At 33.8% G+C, this 12,228-nt stretch carries 26 protein-coding genes; 23 read left to right on the forward strand and 3 right to left on the reverse strand.

Annotation, left to right across the window (positions count from 1 at the left end):
* Positions 1-8 precede the first annotated feature (8 nt).
* From RAH34_RS22255 to RAH34_RS22300, 10 genes are all read left to right on the forward strand, one after another.
* The gene (locus RAH34_RS22255; protein ID WP_306597601.1) at positions 9-329 is read left to right on the forward strand and encodes a hypothetical protein; all 321 of its coding nucleotides are present in this window, start codon (positions 9-11) and stop codon (positions 327-329) included.
* Between the two features lie 316 nt (positions 330-645).
* Positions 646-816, forward strand: coding sequence for a hypothetical protein (locus tag RAH34_RS22260; protein ID WP_306597602.1), 171 nt, complete (start codon positions 646-648; stop codon positions 814-816).
* 6 nt (positions 817-822) lie between these two features.
* Positions 823-972, forward strand: a complete 150-nt coding sequence (locus RAH34_RS22265) for a hypothetical protein (protein WP_306597603.1) — start codon at positions 823-825, stop codon at positions 970-972.
* A gap of 3 nt (positions 973-975) precedes the next feature.
* Positions 976-1,569, forward strand: coding sequence for a hypothetical protein (locus RAH34_RS22270; RefSeq protein ID WP_306597604.1), 594 nt, complete (start codon positions 976-978; stop codon positions 1,567-1,569).
* Entirely contained in the window at positions 1,556-2,350 is a 795-nt protein-coding gene (locus tag RAH34_RS22275) for a YqaJ viral recombinase family protein (protein ID WP_306597605.1), read from the forward strand. Before RAH34_RS22270 ends, RAH34_RS22275 begins: the two co-directional genes overlap by 14 nt.
* 120 nt (positions 2,351-2,470) lie before the next feature.
* The gene (locus tag RAH34_RS22280) at positions 2,471-2,704 is read left to right on the forward strand and encodes a hypothetical protein (protein ID WP_306597606.1); all 234 of its coding nucleotides are present in this window, start codon (positions 2,471-2,473) and stop codon (positions 2,702-2,704) included.
* A gap of 200 nt (positions 2,705-2,904) precedes the next feature.
* Entirely contained in the window at positions 2,905-3,363 is a 459-nt protein-coding gene (locus tag RAH34_RS22285) for a hypothetical protein (RefSeq protein WP_306597607.1), read from the forward strand.
* A 1-nt stretch (position 3,364) separates the two neighbouring features.
* Complete coding sequence (locus RAH34_RS22290; RefSeq protein WP_306597608.1) at positions 3,365-3,685, forward strand: hypothetical protein; 321 nt, start codon at positions 3,365-3,367, stop codon at positions 3,683-3,685.
* Positions 3,686-4,009: 324 nt separating this feature from the next.
* The gene (locus RAH34_RS22295) at positions 4,010-4,825 is read left to right on the forward strand and encodes a DUF6291 domain-containing protein (protein WP_306597609.1); all 816 of its coding nucleotides are present in this window, start codon (positions 4,010-4,012) and stop codon (positions 4,823-4,825) included.
* 912 nt (positions 4,826-5,737) lie between these two features.
* On the forward strand, positions 5,738-6,145 hold the full coding sequence (locus tag RAH34_RS22300; protein WP_306597610.1) for a hypothetical protein: 408 nt from the start codon (positions 5,738-5,740) through the stop codon (positions 6,143-6,145).
* Here the strand turns inward: RAH34_RS22300 and RAH34_RS22305 are convergent.
* On the reverse strand, positions 6,123-6,386 hold the full coding sequence (locus tag RAH34_RS22305; protein ID WP_306597611.1) for a helix-turn-helix domain-containing protein: 264 nt from the start codon (positions 6,384-6,386) through the stop codon (positions 6,123-6,125). The two genes, RAH34_RS22300 and RAH34_RS22305, sit on opposite strands and share 23 nt — an antisense overlap.
* Positions 6,387-6,655: 269 nt before the next feature.
* Between RAH34_RS22305 and RAH34_RS22310 the strand changes: the two genes are divergently transcribed.
* The 13 genes from RAH34_RS22310 to RAH34_RS22370 all read left to right on the forward strand — a co-directional run bounded on the left by RAH34_RS22310 (position 6,656) and on the right by RAH34_RS22370 (position 11,429).
* Positions 6,656-6,967 carry a hypothetical protein gene (locus RAH34_RS22310; protein ID WP_306597612.1) on the forward strand — a complete coding sequence of 104 codons (312 nt, stop codon included), beginning with the start codon at positions 6,656-6,658 and terminating at the stop codon, positions 6,965-6,967.
* 279 nt (positions 6,968-7,246) lie between these two features.
* Positions 7,247-7,594 carry a hypothetical protein gene (locus tag RAH34_RS22315; protein ID WP_306597613.1) on the forward strand — a complete coding sequence of 116 codons (348 nt, stop codon included), beginning with the start codon at positions 7,247-7,249 and terminating at the stop codon, positions 7,592-7,594.
* Positions 7,584-7,889, forward strand: a complete 306-nt coding sequence (locus RAH34_RS22320; protein ID WP_306597614.1) for a hypothetical protein — start codon at positions 7,584-7,586, stop codon at positions 7,887-7,889. The genes RAH34_RS22315 and RAH34_RS22320 overlap by 11 nt, the downstream gene beginning before the upstream one ends.
* A 114-nt stretch (positions 7,890-8,003) precedes the next feature.
* Positions 8,004-8,405: a hypothetical protein gene (locus RAH34_RS22325; protein ID WP_306597615.1), complete on the forward strand. Its 402-nt coding sequence runs from the start codon at positions 8,004-8,006 to the stop codon at positions 8,403-8,405.
* Positions 8,406-8,407: 2 nt separating this feature from the next.
* Positions 8,408-8,665, forward strand: a complete 258-nt coding sequence (locus RAH34_RS22330; RefSeq protein ID WP_306597616.1) for a hypothetical protein — start codon at positions 8,408-8,410, stop codon at positions 8,663-8,665.
* The gene (locus tag RAH34_RS22335) at positions 8,662-9,078 is read left to right on the forward strand and encodes a hypothetical protein (RefSeq protein WP_306597617.1); all 417 of its coding nucleotides are present in this window, start codon (positions 8,662-8,664) and stop codon (positions 9,076-9,078) included. The genes RAH34_RS22330 and RAH34_RS22335 overlap by 4 nt, the downstream gene beginning before the upstream one ends.
* The gene (locus RAH34_RS22340) at positions 9,075-9,275 is read left to right on the forward strand and encodes a hypothetical protein (protein ID WP_306597618.1); all 201 of its coding nucleotides are present in this window, start codon (positions 9,075-9,077) and stop codon (positions 9,273-9,275) included. The genes RAH34_RS22335 and RAH34_RS22340 overlap by 4 nt, the downstream gene beginning before the upstream one ends.
* Entirely contained in the window at positions 9,265-9,504 is a 240-nt protein-coding gene (locus tag RAH34_RS22345; RefSeq protein WP_306597619.1) for a hypothetical protein, read from the forward strand. Before RAH34_RS22340 ends, RAH34_RS22345 begins: the two co-directional genes overlap by 11 nt.
* Positions 9,505-9,679: 175 nt before the next feature.
* Positions 9,680-9,856 carry a hypothetical protein gene (locus tag RAH34_RS22350; RefSeq protein WP_306597620.1) on the forward strand — a complete coding sequence of 59 codons (177 nt, stop codon included), beginning with the start codon at positions 9,680-9,682 and terminating at the stop codon, positions 9,854-9,856.
* An 18-nt stretch (positions 9,857-9,874) separates the two neighbouring features.
* The gene (locus RAH34_RS22355; RefSeq protein WP_306597621.1) at positions 9,875-10,078 is read left to right on the forward strand and encodes a hypothetical protein; all 204 of its coding nucleotides are present in this window, start codon (positions 9,875-9,877) and stop codon (positions 10,076-10,078) included.
* A gap of 157 nt (positions 10,079-10,235) precedes the next feature.
* Positions 10,236-10,712 carry a hypothetical protein gene (locus RAH34_RS22360; protein ID WP_306597622.1) on the forward strand — a complete coding sequence of 159 codons (477 nt, stop codon included), beginning with the start codon at positions 10,236-10,238 and terminating at the stop codon, positions 10,710-10,712.
* A 2-nt stretch (positions 10,713-10,714) separates the two neighbouring features.
* Positions 10,715-11,035, forward strand: a complete 321-nt coding sequence (locus RAH34_RS22365) for a hypothetical protein (protein ID WP_306597623.1) — start codon at positions 10,715-10,717, stop codon at positions 11,033-11,035.
* A 184-nt stretch (positions 11,036-11,219) separates the two neighbouring features.
* Positions 11,220-11,429, forward strand: coding sequence for a hypothetical protein (locus RAH34_RS22370; RefSeq protein WP_306595252.1), 210 nt, complete (start codon positions 11,220-11,222; stop codon positions 11,427-11,429).
* A gap of 37 nt (positions 11,430-11,466) precedes the next feature.
* Here the strand turns inward: RAH34_RS22370 and RAH34_RS22375 are convergent, their stop codons facing one another.
* A complete protein-coding gene (locus tag RAH34_RS22375; protein WP_306597624.1) occupies positions 11,467-11,751 on the reverse strand; it encodes a hypothetical protein in 285 nt (94 codons plus the stop codon).
* 103 nt (positions 11,752-11,854) lie between these two features.
* The gene (locus RAH34_RS22380) at positions 11,855-12,127 is read right to left on the reverse strand and encodes a hypothetical protein (RefSeq protein WP_306597625.1); all 273 of its coding nucleotides are present in this window, start codon (positions 12,125-12,127) and stop codon (positions 11,855-11,857) included.
* Positions 12,128-12,228 lie beyond the last annotated feature (101 nt).

A 12,228-nucleotide genomic window follows, 5' to 3' on the forward strand; every position in this document is an offset into this window, starting at 1 on the left:
TCACAATCATGCAAGCTACAATCTCAATACCTCAATTAGAAAACATTGCTTTTCAAAGACTTGAAAACGAGAATTTCATTACTGGTGAAGTTGATTTCAATCCAACTTACGGGGTTTACACTGGCTATTTGCAGATAACACCAACAATTTGTATTGATTTCACAGATTCAAAGTTCTGCCTGGCTGAAGAAGGCGAAAAAATAGCTGAAATAAGCCCAGAACTAGAAAGAGCGGTTGAATGCTACTTAATGTATAACTACTCTACCTCAGATAATGAAAGTGAGTATGAGTTTGCAGATATGAGAATTAAACTACAAAAAGAATTCTAATATGAAAACCATCTTAAATCTTTTGATAGCCTCATCAATACTTGTTATGATGAATGATTGCGAAGTAAATGCAGGTAGAACTGCATTAGATTACACGAATTCAATTTATGGTCTTTTTGGTTTTGTTTTCTTCGGTTTTTTCAGACTGTATTACAGACAATCGGTTGAATATTTAACTAAACCGCAATGAGACTCAAAAACAGATTTAAGAACCGGTTCATCTCACATCAAAAATACATTCAGTGGTTTTCAGCTCATGATTTCAGAACATCAGTTGTTTGTACACTGGCAAAATTTGAACTAAAAAAATATTCGAATGCTTGAAAAATTAATAGAAAAAAAAGCAAGGCTATTGAAAGAACTTGAAAAAGTATCTGAAATGATAGCATTAGAAAAAATACAATTACAAGAGTCCAGCGGGCGCACAGGGCGAAAGTCGTCTGCTGGTTTTGAAAAAATGGCTAGAGCAAAATTTAAAATAACATAGTACATCATGAAAAATTACAAAGAAACTTACAGAGGTTGGGTTATCGAGTCTTACGGCTCTCAGTTCAAATATTACCCGCAAAACAAGAAAAAAGAAATCGTTATAGGTGACAGCTTGCCGATGATCAGAAGACAAATCGACCACTTTAAAGCATAAACCATGGCTGAAATTCAAAAATTACCAACAATAGCAGATTTAACAACTGACTTAGATGTTGCTTGGAAGAATGATCAATTAAATTATCTGCTTAGTCAGAATCCACCTACAAAATGGATAACCAAACACCCTATTATCAAAAAAGAGATCATTGTAAATGGGCAAAAACAAAAAGTACCCTATGAATATTTACCTATCGATAAAGTAGAACATTTACTTCGAAAGATTTTCAAAGAATATAAAATCGAAATAACCGGCCAAGGATCTTCATTCAATGGCGTCTGGGTAACAGTAAGAGTGCATTTTAAAAGCCCAATTAATGGTGAATGGTATTTTCATGACGGGATTGGCGCAAGCCAATTACAGACTAAAGCCGGCACAAGTCCAGCAGATTTGCAAAATATTAATAACGGCGCTATATCAATGGCTTTTCCATTAGCAAAAACACTGGCGGTGAAAGATGCTTGTGATATGTTCGGTAACATATTCGGCGCCAACCTTAATAGAGCCGATCTGGCACCATTTATACTTGATACAAATCTGGCCGAAACTGGCAAATCTAACACTGAAAAAATGCAAGCTCATGGTAAACTATAAAGGCTTCCAAAATGATGAAGATTGGCTGAACTTCAGAGCGAATTATTTTACAGCAAGTGAAATCTACAAGCTTCTTTCTGAGCCAAAAGATAAATCAGAATTTCTATCGGTTGGCGCAAAAACATATGTTTCCGACTGTGTTGCTGATATGTTAGCACCTGTAGAACCACAGTATTACAATTCGGCAATGCAACACGGCAATGATGTGGAGCCAAGAGTTGCCGCAAGGATTGCTAAAGAGCTTGGTAAAACAATGGATGATGATGATTTCATTTATACCTCTGTTGGAGAAAGGATATTCTTTTACAATGATGAATATGATTTAGGCAGCACTCCGGATGTGATCATTCTTAACAATATGATATGCGAAGCAAAATGCCCTAAGTCTAAAACTCACCTCAAGTATTTAATGATAAAATCCACTGAAGATTTTTTCAAAGTAAGTAAGACTGAGGCTCCATCATCGAAAGATTCATTAAAAAAATACTACGGGCAAATGCAGCTGAATATGTTTTTAACAGAAACTGATAAATGCCTTTTCGTAAGCTTTGATGATCGCTTTTATAATGAGTTCCATCATTATCATGCTGTAGAAATTCCACGTGATGAAAGTTACATCCAAAAGCTATTAGAGAAAGCAAAGTATGCAAAAGAATACAAAGAAGACATTTTAAAAATCATAAATGAAAAATCATGTCAATCATCCACCACCCGCAAACAAACAAAGCCCCGAAGGTCTACGACAAAGAAGATCATCACCGATTCTGGCTCTGGTATTTAGAAGTAACTCACAGACAGCTCACGAAATCCGAAATGGAAATCACACGAAAGAATTTTACATACGACATGGATTATTACCTGTCGCTTCCGAACCCTAGTAAACATATCGAGATAATCTAAAATGAATAAGCAACAAAATAAGATATTTTTTGAAAAGGTTGTGCTTCAGTTTTTAGGTTTTGAATATAGTGTCTTCCAGCGAGAAAATGGGTGTTTTGGGCTCTTTCACAAAGAATATGGATGGATAGATATTTATCCAAATAAGCAGCGATTACTTTTAAGAAAGTCCAATACATGGAAATCAAATGCCTTTGACTGGATTAATGAAAATCTACTAACAGAAAAATTTAAATAACATGAATCTAAACCAAAGAATAAGAGAAGTCAGAAGTCATATTGACTACCTCCAAGAGATAGCCAACAAGCATAAAGAAAACGGCAAAAAGCGATGTTTCAATTTGACTTGTGAAGTAATAAAGGATAACAAGTTGATCCTGAAAGACCTTAGAGAAGACCTTAAGAAGCATAATAAAATTATCAATTCCCGACTCAACAATGAACAGTACAATTAAAGACAAAATAGGTCAATGTATTGATTGTCCTCCAGGCACTCCGGATCAGCCGATTATAAAAGATAGATGCAAGAAAATGCATTACAAACGACATAGAGCAGAAGTCAACTATAGCAAGTCTTCTAAAGAGTATAAAATTAGAAAGCCTATTCCAAAGGTATCAAAGAAGAGAGCTATAGAGAATGCTAAGTATACGGTTAAACGTTTGGAATTCTTGGGCAAACCTGAAAATAGAAAATGTCCCATCACTGGCCAAGAAACGACAGATGTTCATCACAAAATGGGTCGCGTAGGCTTTGCAGATCAATGGGCAAGAATAAATAGTATTCCTCTCCTACTAGATACTAGATTTTGGCTTGCGGTCTCCCGGGATGGACATCGTCAAATTGAAGAAAATCCAAGTTGGTCCAAACAGATGGGATACTCACTAAATCGACTCTGATATGAAAAAGTTCAAGAAACGAATAAACATTGATAACGCTACAGCCTTCAAATTAGAGTATAATGATGCCTCTGGTGAACTGAAAGAAAAGCAATTTACTTCTTATAAATTAATGGAGCAATTCCATAACAGACAAGAAGCATTTCTATATCTGGATTTACGAAGGTTCGCAAAAGTTGAAGATAAATGGTATCGATTTATGAAACTTCGTTCTCCATTTGTTTTCCAAGAAGAATTGGAATTTATAAATAAGACATTCTCTGAAAATAATGATTCCGCAAATCTTCAAAAACACTCAATTGAGGATTATAATCTTCATTAATGAAATAAACTTTGGCAGGAGTTAATGGCTTCTCAAAAAATGAGAACAGAAGAAGATATTTCCTTCACCATAAGATTAGAAAGAAGGGTCTTAAAATATCAACACCAAATAGGATCGTTTTCATCCCATTAGAGCAAGATGTAAAAGATCCATTGATTATTGAGCTAAGTAGAAGATTTGGCTACCAAGTTCAAACAGAAGCTTTCACTAGCTAAATGAAACTTAATCCGGCAAAAATTGAATGAATGTTGCTAAAGTCCGGATAATACTTACAGGCTTACCGTGCCTGGTGAAAATTGAATTGAATTTATAAGATATAGAAGAATGGAAAGAGACGGATTTGTTTTTTACCGCAGCTTCTATGAAGGTATCAAAGATTTGCCGAGAGATATTCAGGGAGAAGTGCTTACAGCCATAATGGAGTATGGCTTAAACGGAGTAACAACTGAAAATCTAAAGCCAGTAGCACGAGCTATATTTACTTTGATAAAACCTCAAATAGACGCTAATAATCAGAAGTTTATTAACGGTAAAAGTGGTGGAAGACCGCCAAAAGAAAAACCAAACCATAACCAAGAAGAAACCAAACCAAAACCAAACGATAACCAAAGCATAACCAAACAGGAACCTAAAGAGAAAGAAAAAGTAAAAGTAAAAGTAAAAGTAAAAGAAGAAAGTAAAAGTATTCCCCCTTTACCCCCAAGCCAAGATAGTTTATTTCCAGAAGAATTTAAGGGCAAAGAGAAAACAGAAAATGATCTAGTTGAATACTTTCATGAAAACTGTTCAAGACTCCCAAAGGTTCAAGTGATAAGTAAAGCAAGAAAATCAGCAATAAAGGCCAGAGTAAGTGATTACGGATTAGAAAAAGTAAAAGAGGTAATTGAAATTGCTGGAAAGTCAAATTTTCTTGCAGGTGAAAATAGAAATACGTGGGCGGCAGACTTTGACTGGATTTTAAAGCCGACAAACTTTCTTAAAATCCTAGAAGGCAATTACAATAATAAAGATTCAAGTAATGGACAATCAAATAATTTTAACGCAAACAACCGATCTTGCAACAACAGAACAGGTGGAGGTAAGGTTGACGGGACAACCCAGCTGCTTAATGGAGAAATCCGTTATTTCGAAGCTACCTGAAATTGTTAAGAAAGAGGTTCTATACCCATCTGTCAAAGATAAGGTTTTCGGAATGGCAGAACGCGAGAAGATCAGCAGAAAGCTTATTGCTGCATTTCAGATGAGTTTCCCAAAGCTTGAAGGAATTGTTTACGAAAACGGATTAAACCCCACAGAGGTTGCGATTTCTGAATTTGGAGCATACTTAAGAACTTTCCCTTATCACTTAACTGGTGAAGAAATTCTCGAAGCATACAGAATGGCTTCCCGAGGCGAGTTAAAAGACTTCTTAGGTAATACTATCGAGCTCTACCCGAACCTAAAGACAGCTCAGGCTGGAAAGATACTTATGGCTTACCAGGATTTTAAGTGTGAGAGCCAACAGCATACTTTGGGAATGCAAAAGTTGAAAAGGTTGATCAATCCGGAAGCTGAAAGGACTCCGGAGGAAACAAAAGTGGAAAAACGGAAAAACTGGGAAGCATTGACACTTGCAGTAAAAGAAAATAAACCTTGCGACCATGCATTTCTTTTCTACGAATTTGTTTTGAAGAAAGGAGGATTAAGAAAATTTGTGTCGGACCCGATTGCTCAAAAAATCGTCATCAAGAAGAAAATGTTTACCATCCTGCAGGCTGAACGCATGAAAACAAAATCCGTTATGTTCAATCAGTTTGAAATAAAACATCTGTCTGAATACTTCAGAGATCCAAAAGAGTTTCTGCATCAAGAAGTAAAATTTGCTTTTGATCGGCTGCAGGCAATGGCCACTACTCTAGTAAAAAATGACTTAGTATACAATTGGATAAAAAAAGAAATTAAAAAAAATGAACGCAGAGCTACAGAGTCTGATAAAGATTTATCAGAAAAACAGGGCTGAAAAAGCTTCATACCCCTACAAAAAGATAAGATACAAACCTAAATCAAACAATCATGAAAACAATAATCGCTAGTCTTCTTTTGCTGATTTTCCTGTACTCCTGCTCGGATGATACCCGATACGAAGAAAGATATCCGAAATACTTAATTACTGTAGATTTCACATCAGGGATTGTAAAAGAAGGCGGAACAGTTTTGATTTCCGCGGACCAAGAGGCAGTAAAACTATGCAATATAGTTAAGTCCGGCCTACCCTTACCAAATGGATATAATTCAAATGCACTTTGCATGGGCAGCGATGGAAAATATGCAAACTTTATTTATCTAAGATTAACGGGTCCTTCGGGGTCAAATATTTACCTGATAACATTTAATGAATCACTAACTTTAGTCCATAAAATATCAGAATATCACCAAACTAATTGCCTGAACAGGTGGATTATTTCTTCAGGTAGCCAATAGATTTAAAGCTCCCATCAGCATCTTTTACGAAGAGCTCCTGCAGTGAATCATCAGATTTAGTAGGATAAAATAGTTCGCGGATATCAACATCCAAATACTCGGCAATCTTCAATAGCATTTCACCCTTTGGAAAGGTATTTCCCTGGTTAAAGTTTGAAAGGGTTGTAGTAGTAATTTCAAGAGCTTTAGCAACATCCTCTCCTACTAAACCACGCTCATTGATAATTTCTTTTAGTCTCAATATTTTTTTCATAATAAACTTATATGCTACAAAGATAGTATATCAAAAGAATATTTTGATCTAAATAATAAAAATCAAAAATAAATTTGGATTACATCAAAAATAGTTTTAGATTTGTCTCATAGAAATCAAAATTATCTTTTGATTTTACAATAGAAAATTATAAGTGTCTAACTAGGCAGGCCACCTTTAACGGCCTCATGGTTATTAGTTTTTTACTGGGCGGGTTCGCTCGCTCAGTTTTTACAAACAATTAAAATTACAACGTCATGGATGATTTAAAGATAGGTAATTTGTTTGATCATCAATATGTATTAAGTTCTGATGCGAGAAAAATTATTGAAGACTTAGAATATATTTATCAGAAAATTAGAATATCGAACAAAAATATTTCTCCAATCAAGTCTATTAATGAGTGTGTGTTAATAGATCTAAGAGCTGACTTATTAATAATGCTTGATTCTGAAAAAACTTGGAGCTATAAATCAAAAAAGATTTACAGTGATACATATAAGAATCTTTTAAAAAAAATTGAAACACAAAAACAAGTGATAGAATATTATGAAACCATTATCAAATAGTACATTAGATCATTTAGTAATAATTCCATATGTAAACAATTTAATTTCAGAATTACAACGAGTAAAGAGAGTTAGCGCTTTAAATTATTTAAGTAGAAAGGAATTTATTGATCTATATAAGTCTTTTTCTGGACAAAATGAAAACCAAAATGACTTTGCTTATAGATTGAAAAATATTGGCCGCCTATAATGGCCTAATGGTTAGTTTTTCCGGGTGGCGTTTTGATACATCATGTCGCCCGGTTTTAAAAATTTCGAAAAATTTAAATCAAAAATATTATGGAAAAAGATATTTATACAATAGAGAATGACTTTACAGATATTATTGGATTATTTGATAAAGCTCTACATAAGCAGGTAATTTATTCTGACAAAAGACTTTTCCAAAGCTTTATACTTGAATGGAAAAACTATAGAATTTTAGATACCCGCGAATTCATTAATAATCTTAAAAATGATGAAGCAATTATGAATATTTTATCAAATGTTCAACCTTTCGCATGTTACGGTTTTGCATCCAATAAATTGGCAATCACGTTTAAGCAAGGCCTTGTTTTTGAAAAAACAATAGCATTATCAACACTAAAGTATATTATAAAAATAGGTAGTAATCAAAATGAAAACTAAATTTATAAAAGTGTCGACAGCTGATCGACTGCCAATCAAAAATTTATATGTCAGTTTAATTGATAGTTTAGGCAACACTTGCAATGGTTACTATTCCGAAAAGAACAACTGGATAATAGCTACGGAAGGATATTTCTCAATAATTGAATTCTGGCTAGAAGAAAAGCCTGACTATGAGGAGGAGATGAAGGAGATGATTAATGAATTAATTTTAGAATTAAATCCTGCAACACTTTCCGGAAATTATCAGGAAGCAATCGATAAAGCAAAATCTTTACTGAGCAAAGCAAAATAAACGGAGCCCGGACCGTATTCTTTCCGGGAAATCAAAGACAATTTTCAGTGCAAAAATAGTTGATGCAAAAGCGTCAAGGCACCCGTCTTATGTCAAATTTTAAAAATTACAACAATGGAAAATACATTAGAAAATAAAGCAAAGTTCTTTGCTCAGTATTGGGGGCAGAAAGTTTTAGTAAAAGATGAACATGAAAATTGTCCTGTTGGTCATAATTTAAGTTTTGAATTTATTGAAAATGCTTACTTAGAACTCAAACCTCTTTCATCAATAACTGATGAAGAACTAGTAAAAATTGCACAGTTTTACGAACCAACAGCCCATAATGTAAAGCTGGATGATGGTCAAATTTTATTCGATTTTATTTATGGTGATCAAGGGGCTTCCGGAGCTATTGAAATTTCAGACGGTTATTGTTTGGACTGGTTAAGAAGCAACGGGTTTGCTACTGAATGGATGGGATTATCAGTTGAAGATCTTGTGAATTACGGTTGGATTAAACTAAAAGAAAACTAGCCATGAGTCACCAAGAGAAGCAACGCATATTTGATCAGTATGCAAAGAGTCAGGAATATTTAGGATGGGAGGATTTGTATAACAATTCCAATGATTACAAATTAATTAATCATGTTTTCTCTGCCTGCGATCTAGTCCAGGAGGAACAGCAGGAGAGAATTGCGGAGAATGTAAGTACAAAAACAGTTTATACTGCAAACGGGCCAGTAAAAGCAGTAAACAAGGCCTCAATCATTGATCCCGAAAATCTCATCAAATGAAGCTAAAATCAATGACAGAATTCGTTCTTCAGCAAAATAAAAATTTAAAACTAGCAGAAGAAATTATTCCTCAATATAAAAGTATAGTAAAATACGCTGAGTTTTTAAAACAGCCTCTCACATTGGGAATGTTTGTTCCTACAGATGAAGAGGGTAATATTATTGATAAACAACCTTGTTTCACGTTTGCAAATCCAGAATACAAAAATAAAACTGAATGCATTAAATATTGGCAGGCAAAAGAAAAGGTACTGTTTGAAGGGTTTTCAATAAGAAAAGAAAGAAATAAAAAGTATGTCGGTACTCCGGGATATGAAATAGAACTCCCGTTAAATAATATGACTATCGAAGATCTTGCCAATGATTGGGATGTAGAAATGACTCCTTCAGCTTTAAAACAAATAGGCTTATGAAAGAACTAGAAGAACTAAGTGCCTTACAACAACACAGAAATACTTGGAAAGGCAAAAGTGATGAGTGGTTATTTGAACGTCTTAACAATGAATTGAAAATGAAAATAGAGGCGATTCAAGATTTAAAACGAGAAAACGAAGGTCTTTTAAAAATTATAGAAAACATCAAAAAAGAGAATCAGAACCATGGCAAATAATATAGAAATAACAACGAATGATGGACGTGAAGTTCAATTAACTACAGAAGAATCTGCATTTCTTAGAGCTTTAAGAAGATTGGAAAAAATGCCAATGGGTAGATTACAATTATTCGGAAGTGGAAAACTAGATTGTAGATTAAATGATCAGGATGAATTTGACGGTTTTAACGGCTGCGTAATTGAGCATTTTTCAATCAGTTGTGAAGGTGGCGATGGTGGCGATTAAGTCTTTATTCATCAGCTCCGGAAAAGAATAACTCTAATTTTAACCACTAAAAAACAAAACAATGAATAAAGAAGAATTAGAAGAAAAATTAATTGTTGGAGCAAGAATACAATTAGGAGAACTTTTCTGTAAAGAATCCTATGGCTGGACTCCTTGAGAAGTAATAATACTGGTAATGGGTTCATTTGAGTATGATAATGGACTTTATACAGAAGATGACTTCTGTCCAGCAGTTTGGGATGAAAAAAGGAAAGATTACGATAGTATCTATCACATATTCGGGAACGATCTTGAAAACTTTAAAGATTGTGTTATCCTTCCGGAATCACAAATATCAACAAAGCAACTTTAACTCAAAAACAATAATACAATGGAAAACGAAAAAATCAAATGCTACACAATGAGCCTAGGAGGATCAACACTAGTTGCCACAAATGTAGATGAAATTCTAGAAACACTAAGAGTTGAATTGGAAGAAAATCTGCAAGAGGATGATCCAATTGAATATGGATTCGGAGTTAAAAATATGACTCAAGAAGAAATAGATCAGCTTGGAGAATTTGATGGATTTTAACCCCGTGCCATCTTAGGGTGGCACTTAAAACAAAAGAACAAAAATGAAAATAAAACACGAAGACATAATCACAGCATTTTTAGTGATAGGAATAATTGGTATGTTATCAATTATGATTTTAGGAATGGTTTTATGGGCAATCGAAAAATAAAGAATCATGAAACAGTTAGAGATAAAAACAAATAAAAGACTCCTGATTGTGAAGGGAGAATTTCCTGAGTCAAATGTATCATATACTATTGAGTTTAATGGCGAAAGTTGGAAGCCTATCTGCAAAGGCTCCGATCTTACTGAGGATATTGCGAAGGGATTTACACATAGTATGAATTTTGGAACAGATGAAAATCCTGATATTGGTTATCATAATTCTATTAAAGATAATTACTGGGGCAAATCTGCTTTAGAATCCTTCATTTCCGCCATAGAATCTAAAAATTACCATTGGGGAGAGAATCCGGTGAAAGAGCCTAGAATGTCAGATTATGGATGGTATGCTTCAGGTCACCCGGAAGAAGATGGTGGCTGGATGTATGAGGAAGGTGAGAATAAGTACTATGAGTCTCTTAAATTATTTGAAGAAGCTCAATCCAGGACCTTCAACCCATCAAAATGTATAATCTTCGAAATACTGTAAAGATGGTAAATCATTTTGGTGTTATTACGGATTATGTTGTGATTTATTCTTACGATGATGGTAAATGCATGTACGAAATCAGGAAGGGAGAGCATGAAAACAAGGTCTATTATTCAAGTTCTATGTGCATAAGTGGATTTGGAATAATTACAGGAGCTTCAAGTGCTCCAAGTATTAAATCAAATAGTTCAGAATCGAAAGAAATCGAGGTGGTTAAAAAGTTTTTCAATAATAATTTAATCGGACTAGCATCAAAGCATTTAGAAAAGATTAATTATCCTGGACAAGAACCAACAAAATACCATCAATTGTCTTTATTCTAATTACGGAAACCCACAAAACCAAACGAAACAAAAAAGCTAAATTAGAACTATGAAAGAATTTATTAACGACTGCATGTTATTTAAAAGCAAAGATTTGCAAATGAGAATAATCGGAATAGGTTCCTGGTTTTGGATTGCCTGCGTGGTATGCTTACTTTTCTATCTGTTTTAGTATATTTACTCCATGGAAGAAATAGAAGCGAAAATACTGGAAATTGTAAGAGATCAACATAAAAAAGACGGCGGAACAAACGGCGTCACCATGGATGCGTTCGATAGCTTTTTAAACATGTCTTTAGAAGAACGTAACGAACTTATTTACCGGATGGCCAAAGAGAAAAAGATCCACATTTTCCAGAGCCTGAATTCAAAACGGATTACTCTGCCAAAATAAAGCCCCTGAATTAACAGGGGTTCTTTTATTAAAGTAATTACAATACACCTATTTCTTGCATGTATTTTTCACACTCATCTCTAAATTTATAGACTAGTGAACCATAGAAATCTTCATCTGTCATTGTTCTATGTGCACTATCTGGTCTATTTAAATAATTGGTTCTTATTGCTTCTAAATCCCTCAATAAATTATTACCCATTGTTTCGTAAAGTTGATTCCACATGATTCTTTTATTTGATGTTTCATGTTCTTTAAATAGCGCAATGTATTCATTTGTTTTTTCTTCAGCTTTGTTCTTGTAACGTTCTACTTGACTCATTGAATTAGTTTTAATGCGCAAATAACCCACAATTAAGAGACATAAACAAATCGATATTGACTTTTTAAGAATTTTTTAATTTAAAATGATACGCCTTTTTCTTTTATCTTTTTCCATAATTAGTCACAAATTCAATTGCCTTGTCGCAAATTAAATGTGTAAAGTATGACTTATCTCCCGTTTTTGTGTCCTCGAATACTTCACTCTCCCATTTAATCCACATATCTACAACATCCCATTTCCTAAGCCTATTAAGATGCGGATTAAAAGAGCATTTCACTTCAAAACACTGTTTTTTCTTATCGCCTTCAAATTCAACTATCATAGTATTTTTTGAAGGATTAGTTTCTTCTTTTATGGTTCCTCTTAATTTCATTCGTTAAAATTGACACATTTTGTAACAATCACAAAATAATTAATGTTACAATTAATAACAATGTTATTTTTTTACGGATTAATAGTATATAGAAACATGCC

Source organism: Chryseobacterium sp. WLY505 (assembly GCF_030846215.1).
In the GTDB taxonomy this organism is placed as follows: Bacteria; Bacteroidota; Bacteroidia; order Flavobacteriales; family Weeksellaceae; genus Chryseobacterium.

What these genes read in the sequence shown, in the direction of transcription:
- RAH34_RS22300 (WP_306597610.1), top strand. Translation starts at nt 5,738, where the DNA reads ATGAAAACAATAATCGCTAGTCTTCTTTTGCTGATTTTCCTGTACTCC.
- RAH34_RS22275 (WP_306597605.1), top strand. Translation starts at nt 1,556, where the DNA reads ATGGTAAACTATAAAGGCTTCCAAAATGATGAAGATTGGCTGAACTTC.
- RAH34_RS22335 (WP_306597617.1), top strand. Translation starts at nt 8,662, where the DNA reads ATGAAGCTAAAATCAATGACAGAATTCGTTCTTCAGCAAAATAAAAAT.
- RAH34_RS22345 (WP_306597619.1), top strand. Translation starts at nt 9,265, where the DNA reads ATGGCAAATAATATAGAAATAACAACGAATGATGGACGTGAAGTTCAA.
- RAH34_RS22285 (WP_306597607.1), top strand. Translation starts at nt 2,905, where the DNA reads ATGAACAGTACAATTAAAGACAAAATAGGTCAATGTATTGATTGTCCT.
- RAH34_RS22370 (WP_306595252.1), top strand. Translation starts at nt 11,220, where the DNA reads ATGGAAGAAATAGAAGCGAAAATACTGGAAATTGTAAGAGATCAACAT.
- RAH34_RS22270 (WP_306597604.1), top strand. Translation starts at nt 976, where the DNA reads ATGGCTGAAATTCAAAAATTACCAACAATAGCAGATTTAACAACTGAC.
- RAH34_RS22315 (WP_306597613.1), top strand. Translation starts at nt 7,247, where the DNA reads ATGGAAAAAGATATTTATACAATAGAGAATGACTTTACAGATATTATT.
- RAH34_RS22375 (WP_306597624.1), bottom strand. Translation starts at nt 11,751, where the DNA reads ATGAGTCAAGTAGAACGTTACAAGAACAAAGCTGAAGAAAAAACAAAT.
- RAH34_RS22320 (WP_306597614.1), top strand. Translation starts at nt 7,584, where the DNA reads ATGAAAACTAAATTTATAAAAGTGTCGACAGCTGATCGACTGCCAATC.
- RAH34_RS22350 (WP_306597620.1), top strand. Translation starts at nt 9,680, where the DNA reads ATGGGTTCATTTGAGTATGATAATGGACTTTATACAGAAGATGACTTC.
- RAH34_RS22255 (WP_306597601.1), top strand. Translation starts at nt 9, where the DNA reads ATGCAAGCTACAATCTCAATACCTCAATTAGAAAACATTGCTTTTCAA.
- RAH34_RS22290 (WP_306597608.1), top strand. Translation starts at nt 3,365, where the DNA reads ATGAAAAAGTTCAAGAAACGAATAAACATTGATAACGCTACAGCCTTC.
- RAH34_RS22330 (WP_306597616.1), top strand. Translation starts at nt 8,408, where the DNA reads ATGAGTCACCAAGAGAAGCAACGCATATTTGATCAGTATGCAAAGAGT.
- RAH34_RS22280 (WP_306597606.1), top strand. Translation starts at nt 2,471, where the DNA reads ATGAATAAGCAACAAAATAAGATATTTTTTGAAAAGGTTGTGCTTCAG.
- RAH34_RS22295 (WP_306597609.1), top strand. Translation starts at nt 4,010, where the DNA reads ATGGAAAGAGACGGATTTGTTTTTTACCGCAGCTTCTATGAAGGTATC.
- RAH34_RS22360 (WP_306597622.1), top strand. Translation starts at nt 10,236, where the DNA reads ATGAAACAGTTAGAGATAAAAACAAATAAAAGACTCCTGATTGTGAAG.
- RAH34_RS22380 (WP_306597625.1), bottom strand. Translation starts at nt 12,127, where the DNA reads ATGAAATTAAGAGGAACCATAAAAGAAGAAACTAATCCTTCAAAAAAT.
- RAH34_RS22355 (WP_306597621.1), top strand. Translation starts at nt 9,875, where the DNA reads ATGGAAAACGAAAAAATCAAATGCTACACAATGAGCCTAGGAGGATCA.
- RAH34_RS22260 (WP_306597602.1), top strand. Translation starts at nt 646, where the DNA reads ATGCTTGAAAAATTAATAGAAAAAAAAGCAAGGCTATTGAAAGAACTT.
- RAH34_RS22340 (WP_306597618.1), top strand. Translation starts at nt 9,075, where the DNA reads ATGAAAGAACTAGAAGAACTAAGTGCCTTACAACAACACAGAAATACT.
- RAH34_RS22365 (WP_306597623.1), top strand. Translation starts at nt 10,715, where the DNA reads ATGGTAAATCATTTTGGTGTTATTACGGATTATGTTGTGATTTATTCT.
- RAH34_RS22310 (WP_306597612.1), top strand. Translation starts at nt 6,656, where the DNA reads ATGGATGATTTAAAGATAGGTAATTTGTTTGATCATCAATATGTATTA.
- RAH34_RS22265 (WP_306597603.1), top strand. Translation starts at nt 823, where the DNA reads ATGAAAAATTACAAAGAAACTTACAGAGGTTGGGTTATCGAGTCTTAC.
- RAH34_RS22325 (WP_306597615.1), top strand. Translation starts at nt 8,004, where the DNA reads ATGGAAAATACATTAGAAAATAAAGCAAAGTTCTTTGCTCAGTATTGG.